The following is a 6,484-nucleotide window of genomic DNA, read 5'->3' on the forward strand; positions in this document are numbered from 1 at the left end:
TTGACTTTGGATATTGCTTTCCGATTTGAATTATGGAGATCAGCGGCCGCGACCGTAGCCCGGGTTATGGCGCGGCCGCCAGCGAAGCCGCGCCGCGAGCTCAGGAAGTGGCAGGTTGCTGGCACTTGTCCGAGAATGGCGCAAACATGGCATTGTCAATCGGCGTCCAATCGGGGGTCTGATTCAAATTCCGTGCAATCTGGGTCATGCGAGCGCCATAAGTCCGGCCTTGAGCAGGTCGATTTTTGCGCGCCCGTACATCTGGCGCCTAATCGGCACGTCTTGCTCGTAAGCGTCCGGCCTTGGTCGTATTGCCAGGTTGATGCGCCATGGCGATGAGCCAGCCCTACGCAGTGTCCATTCGCACTGTGTAAGGAGAGTGCGTTGGATAGGGTCGAGATCATCACCGGGGTTGGGCGCCGCCGCCGGTATTCGGATGAGGAGCGCGCGGCGGTTCTGGCTGTGAGTGCTGGTCGTAATCTCCCCAAATGTGCTGGTTGAAAATTCCCCAGTTTGAGGACTGCGCCTGATCGGCATGGGGGCATGCCCCCATGCCGATCAGGCGGCAAATTATCCCTGCTGATGCCGAAGGAAGGGCGAGCAGGTGATAGGACTGAGGGAGGTCGTTTTGATCCAGGAACTTAAGAGACAGGGGCTGAGCATCAGCGCCATCGCGCGCCAGACCGGCCTCGACCGCAAGACGGTGAAGAAATATCTGGCCAACGGTCTGGAGGCGCCAACCTATTCGCCACGCAAACCCGTAACGAACGCTGTGGAGCCATATCGGACCCATCTGCTGGAGCGGTTGGAGAGCTATCCTGGCCTTTCAGCCCGCAGGTTGCATCGCGAAATTCGAGAGATGGGCTTCAAGGGAGCCTATTCCTCCCTGACTGAATATCTGCGCGAGATCCGGCCGCCCGTGCCCAAGGCCTATGAGCGGCGCTTCGAAACTGCCGCCGGCGTACAGGCTCAAGTTGATTTTGCCGAATTCCAAACGATCTTCACCAGCGAGCCTGGTGTCGTGCGCAAGGTCTGGCTGTTCAGCATGGTCCTGGGGCACAGTCGGTGGCTTTGGGGGCGGTTCTGCCCGAACCAGGGGCTGGAAACGGTGATGCGCTGCCATATCGCAGCCTTCGAAGCGATGGGGGGCTGCTGCAGCGAAATTCTCTACGACCGCATGAAGACCGCCGTCATCGGTCAGGACGCTGCCGGAGTGGTCACCTACAACGCCTCGTTGGTGGCGCTGTTGGCCCACTACTATGGCAGCGCCCCGAAAGCCTGCCAGCCTTACCGGGCCAAGACGAAGGGTAAGGTGGAAAGGCCATTCCGCTATATCCGGCAGGACTTCTTCCTTGGCCGCAGCTTTCGTGATCTCGACGATCTGAACGCCCAGTTCGGCACATGGCGTGCGGATATCGCCAATGCCAGGGAACACGCGACCACCGGGCGGATCGTGAAGGAGTATTTTGAGCAGGAACAGCCTCATCTGCTGCCGCTGCCCGGCATGCGCTACGACACTGTCCTGACGGTCGAACGGCGGATCAGCCGGGAAGGCATGGTCGCGGTGGCCGGCAATTATTACAGCGTACCCGATACCACTCGCCGCCGCGTGGTCGAAGTCCAGCATCACACGCATGAGGTGCGGATCTTCGAGGAGGGGCAATTGATTGCCCACCATCCGGTGATCGAGGGCAAGAACCGCAGGCGGGTCGAGCCCGGTCATCGCAAGGCACAGGCGGCGAAAGCCGCACAAATCCTGCCCAAAACCTCGGACAAGCCGGTCGGCCAGCGACCATTGACCTTTTACGGCGCCGTAGGTGACCGCCTGGCTGCACTCAATGCCACAGGTGCTGCGTGATGTCCGTCTCCGACCGCATCCGGCAGAGCCTGCTGGCTCTCCACATGGCCCTTGCTCTGGAAACGCTCGATCACACGCTGGCAAGGCTGGAAAAGGGCGAAATCAGCGCGATCGAGGCCATCGACGACCTTCTGGCCGAGGAGCTGAACCTTAGGGAGGGGCGGCGTATCGGCGTGGCATTGCGCACCGCCCGCCTCATGCCGGTCAAGACGCTCGAAAGCTTCGACTTCTCCTTCCAGCCTTCATTGGACCGGCATCGCATCACCGCACTCGCCCAACTCGAGTTCATCAACCGCGCGGAAGTTCTCCATTTTCTCGGACCGCCCGGTACGGGCAAATCCCATCTCGCCACCGCCATCGGAGTGGCAGCGGTCAAAGCTGGGCGCAGCGTTTATCGCTGCTCGCTGGCCGAGCTGATCGAAGCGCTCACGAAGGCGGAGCGCGAAGGTCGCCTAGTCGAGAAAATCCGCTTCTACACCCGCGCGTCGCTGCTGATCGTCGACGAAATCGGCTACCTGCCTATCACCCCGGGCGGTGCCAATCTCTTCTTCCAACTCGTCAACGCCCGCTACGAAAAGGGCGCAATGATCCTAACCTCCAACCGCGGCTTCGCCGAGTGGGGCGAAGTCTTCGGTGATCCCGTAGTGGCCACCGCGCTACTGGACCGACTGCTCCACCATGCGGTCGTCGTTCAGATCGAAGGCGCAAGCTACCGATTGCGGCAACATGCCGACCTGATCCCCGAGCATACACGCGCCCACGCCAATCTCATCCCGCCGCCCGCGCCCAAGCGCCGCGGCAGGCCGCCAAAAAATGGAGCTGTCGATCATCTCAATGGCTGATCACCAAATCCGCGCTGGGGATTTTTGCGCCAGCACTTCTGAGGAATATTCGATCAGCATTTACATCAGCAGCCTATCATGTTTGCGCTAGCCGCGAATCCCCGGAACCAATTTTCTGACTCAGTAAGATTAAGCGACCTATCCGAAAACTGCGATGACAGCCCGCGTTGCTGGCCGGACGCTACAGCGCAAATTCGATAGCGCGCGTCTTGCCAGCAGCGCTACGGTCACAACCTAGACCACGTCCGGGGATGCGACCCAGGATTGTCGCCAGCCGTCACGAACAGTGAACTGTGGCAAGCCAATTGCGTGTTGACAGGTTGCGGTGCGGCAGATATGCTGCACTGCAATATACGCATATCTAGAGAATTCGTGATTGAAATAAGTCGTATCCGAAACATCCTTGTCTCTTTTTGGGCTTGTGAGGGTCGCAATGGTTGGGTCTGAGTGATTAGACCTGTTGTCGCAAACGCATTCTGCCAACATTGACTATCACGTGCCGTATACAATCGAACATATCTTGAAGGTTAAGCGGCCTAAAACAGTCGTGATCTTGTTGTACGAGGCGGGGCTAGTGGAACCGGTCGCAGGAGATTCCATCGCAGAGCGGCCATTATGCGCAATGAGCTTGGCGTAGGGCATCAAGAGGTGCCTCGGCAGTCTTCATTGCAGTGGGCGCGTCTTCGCCGCACGGCGTGCGGATCTCGAGTGCATCGATGTGGGAGCAGAAGGGGTGACGAGAGTTCGAAGATTTCGGCTGCTACCAATGCGCTAGGGTCCGCGGCACAAAGGGGTGGTGATGCTAGGGCTGGCGTTCGAGTTGAACGCCAGTGCCTGAGTGTGTGCCCTCTAGGTGCAGGCGTTACACCATGCTGGTGTGCCGATGGCGATCTACGGTCCTGAGGGTGTAGAGATAACGGTCCTGTTAATCCGCGAAGTGACTACGAAGGGCAGCGCCTATGCTTTGATCGAGTGCGTCGACGGGGCGTTGTCGTCGCCAACCGGAATGTCTTGCGCGCTGTAGCTTGAACGGATCCGAATGACCGGCAGCGGCAGCGGCAGCGGCAGCGGCTCTGGGCAATTTATGAGGTATCTGCGAGCGAGCAGGCGTGCGCGCAAAGGGTCCATTTACGTCAGCCATAGGCAAATATTAATAAGTTGCAGATGCGAGTTGGCTTGGGATACTGAGCCGAATTTCCAATACGGGTTTATGCGGCGCCGCCATTTAGGCGGAAAAGGAGCGGGCAGTGACGGTACGCAAGAAGGCTCTCATTACGGGTATCACGGGACAAGATGGCTCCTATCTCGCTGAATTTTTGCTCGAAAAGGGCTACGAGGTGCATGGCATCAAGCGCCGTGCCTCCTTGTTCAATACACAGCGTATCGATCACATCTATCAAGATCCGCATGCCGCGCAGCCTAAATTGAAGCTGCACTATGGCGATCTTTCTGACACCTCGAATCTGACACGGATCATCCGCGAAGTGGAGCCGGACGAGATTTACAACCTAGGCGCGCAAAGTCACGTGGCTGTGAGCTTCGAGGCGCCCGAATACACAGCTGATGTTGACGGCATGGGCACACTGCGCCTGCTTGAGGCAATTCGCTTCCTCGGCCTCGAAAAGAAGACCAGATTCTATCAGGCCTCGACCTCGGAACTCTATGGTCTCGTTCAAGAGATCCCGCAGCGCGAGACGACACCGTTCTATCCACGTTCGCCTTATGCGGTGGCCAAACTCTATGCCTACTGGATCACGGTAAACTATCGTGAGGCCTACGGCATGTATGCCTGTAACGGAGTGCTGTTCAATCATGAGAGTCCGCGCCGTGGCGAGACCTTTGTGACCCGTAAGGTCACGCGCGGTCTCGCCAACATCGCGCAAGGGCTGGAAAGTTGCCTTTATATGGGCAACATCGACAGCTTGCGTGACTGGGGTCATGCCAAGGATTATGTCCGCATGCAGTGGATGATGCTCCAGCAGGACCAAGCTGAAGATTTTGTGATCGCTACCGGAGTCCAGTACTCGGTGCGCGAGTTCATTACTTGGTCAGCAGCGCACCTTGGCATCACCTTGCGCTTTGATGGTGAAGGGGTGAATGAGGTCGGCATCGTTGAGAAAGTCGTTGGCGAAGACGCCCCCGCCGTAACAGAGGGCGACGTGATCGTGCGCATCGATCCACGCTATTTCCGCCCGGCTGAAGTTGAAACGCTGCTAGGCGATCCTACCAAGGCCAAGGAGAAGCTGGGCTGGGTGCCCGAGATCACTGTCGAAGAAATGTGCGCGGAAATGGTCAAAGAAGATCTCCACACCGCCAAGCGCCATGCCCTGCTCAAGGCGCATGGCTTTGAACTGCCAGTCTCGATCGAGAACTAAGGGAGCTGTCCGATGCGCATCTATGTGGCAGGACATCGTGGCATGGTCGGCGGAGCGATTTGCGCAAAGCTTGCTGCGCGCGGTGTGGAGGTTATCACCCGCACTCACGCTGAACTCGATCTGACCAACCAGGCTGCGGTAGGAGCCTTTATGGCTTCGGAACAACCTGATGGCGTGGTACTCGCGGCGGCGAAGGTGGGTGGCATTTATGCTAACAACACATATCCAGCCGAATTCATTTATGAAAATCTGATGATTGAGGCCAACGTCATCCATCAGGCTTATGCGAACGGGGTGCAGCGACTGTTGTTCCTCGGCTCGTCGTGCATTTATCCACGCGCAGTCGCGCAGCCAATGCGCGAGGATGCACTGCTGACTGGAGTACTGGAACCTACCAATGAGCCTTACGCGATTGCCAAAATCGCCGGCATTAAGCTGTGCGAGAGCTATAACCGTCAGTATGGCACCGACTATCGCAGTGTGATGCCCACCAACCTCTATGGTCCAGGAGATAACTTCCATCCAGAGAACAGCCATGTGATGCCGGCGCTGATCCGCCGTTTCCATGAGGCAGTGGCGAAGGGGGCGGACGAAGTCGTTATCTGGGGTACGGGCAAGCCGCGGCGCGAATTTCTGCATGTCGATGATATGGCAGAAGCATCTCTGTTCGTGTTCGCTTTGGATCGAGCGACGTATGACGCCAACACGGAGCCAATGTTGAGTCACATCAACGTAGGGTTTGGTGAGGACATGACTATCGCTGATCTTGCGCACCAAATTGCGGGGATAACCGGGTTCACGGGCAAGATAACGTTCGACACGTCGAAGCCTGATGGGACTATGCGTAAGCTTATGGACACTTCGCGTCTAAACGCTATGGGCTGGCAGCCAAAGGTCACTCTCGCTGAAGGTCTGCGCGGGACGTATCGATGGTATCTGGAAAACGTCGTAACGGCATCTCAGCTGGCACGAGCTTAGGCTGCGGAAATAGGCACGATATGGCGGGGGCCAGTGGCCCGTTGATGTGATGGACAGCTGTTGAGTACCGCCGGTAATTGATGGGTCGCATGCCCCTGCCCGACGGCAGCGAATGTGCCAAAGTGTTGTTTCTACAACTGGTCTGAGCCACGAGCTTCTTGCACCTACGAGTAGGGCCTATGGCCAGATTTATGTCCATGCTTGGGCGTGATGACAACCGGGTCGGGGGCTAAACCCCCACCCGGTTTACCAGTGGATTTGACCGTGATCTCGGCTGGGGCAGGTGATGCGCCCCGGGATTGCCGGAGACCTGAACTCCTGAGAGGACAGGTGTATGGTAACTGCTCACCGTGTTGGCTTATGGCGGCGTGGTCAGGCGACGGCGAATTTGCCGTCGACGAGATCGCGGATGGCGCTGAGGGCTGATTGAC

At 58.0% G+C, this 6,484-nt stretch carries 4 protein-coding genes; all 4 read left to right on the plus strand.

All coding sequences use genetic code 11. The annotated features are described in order from the left end of the window. The first annotated feature begins 604 nt into the window (after positions 1–604). The gene (gene istA / locus ABIC78_RS20185) at positions 605–1,858 is read left to right on the plus strand and encodes an IS21 family transposase (RefSeq protein ID WP_354491659.1); all 1,254 of its coding nucleotides are present in this window, start codon (positions 605–607) and stop codon (positions 1,856–1,858) included. Next, positions 1,858–2,700 (plus strand): IS21-like element helper ATPase IstB, encoded by an 843-nt coding sequence (gene istB / locus ABIC78_RS20190; protein ID WP_354491661.1) that lies wholly within the window; start codon positions 1,858–1,860, stop codon positions 2,698–2,700. The genes istA and istB overlap by 1 nt, the downstream gene beginning before the upstream one ends. A 1,247-nt stretch (positions 2,701–3,947) precedes the next feature. Next, positions 3,948–5,075 (plus strand): GDP-mannose 4,6-dehydratase, encoded by a 1,128-nt coding sequence (gene gmd / locus ABIC78_RS20195; RefSeq protein ID WP_354491663.1) that lies wholly within the window; start codon positions 3,948–3,950, stop codon positions 5,073–5,075. 12 nt (positions 5,076–5,087) lie between these two features. Next, the gene (gene fcl, locus ABIC78_RS20200; RefSeq protein WP_354491665.1) at positions 5,088–6,053 is read left to right on the plus strand and encodes a GDP-L-fucose synthase; all 966 of its coding nucleotides are present in this window, start codon (positions 5,088–5,090) and stop codon (positions 6,051–6,053) included. Positions 6,054–6,484 lie beyond the last annotated feature (431 nt).

It is taken from the genome of Novosphingobium sp. 1529 (assembly GCF_040544855.1).
GTDB classification, from domain to species: Bacteria; Pseudomonadota; Alphaproteobacteria; order Sphingomonadales; family Sphingomonadaceae; genus Novosphingobium; species Novosphingobium capsulatum.

What these genes read in the sequence shown, in the direction of transcription:
- fcl (WP_354491665.1), top strand. Translation starts at nt 5,088, where the DNA reads ATGCGCATCTATGTGGCAGGACATCGTGGCATGGTCGGCGGAGCGATT.
- istB (WP_354491661.1), top strand. Translation starts at nt 1,858, where the DNA reads ATGTCCGTCTCCGACCGCATCCGGCAGAGCCTGCTGGCTCTCCACATG.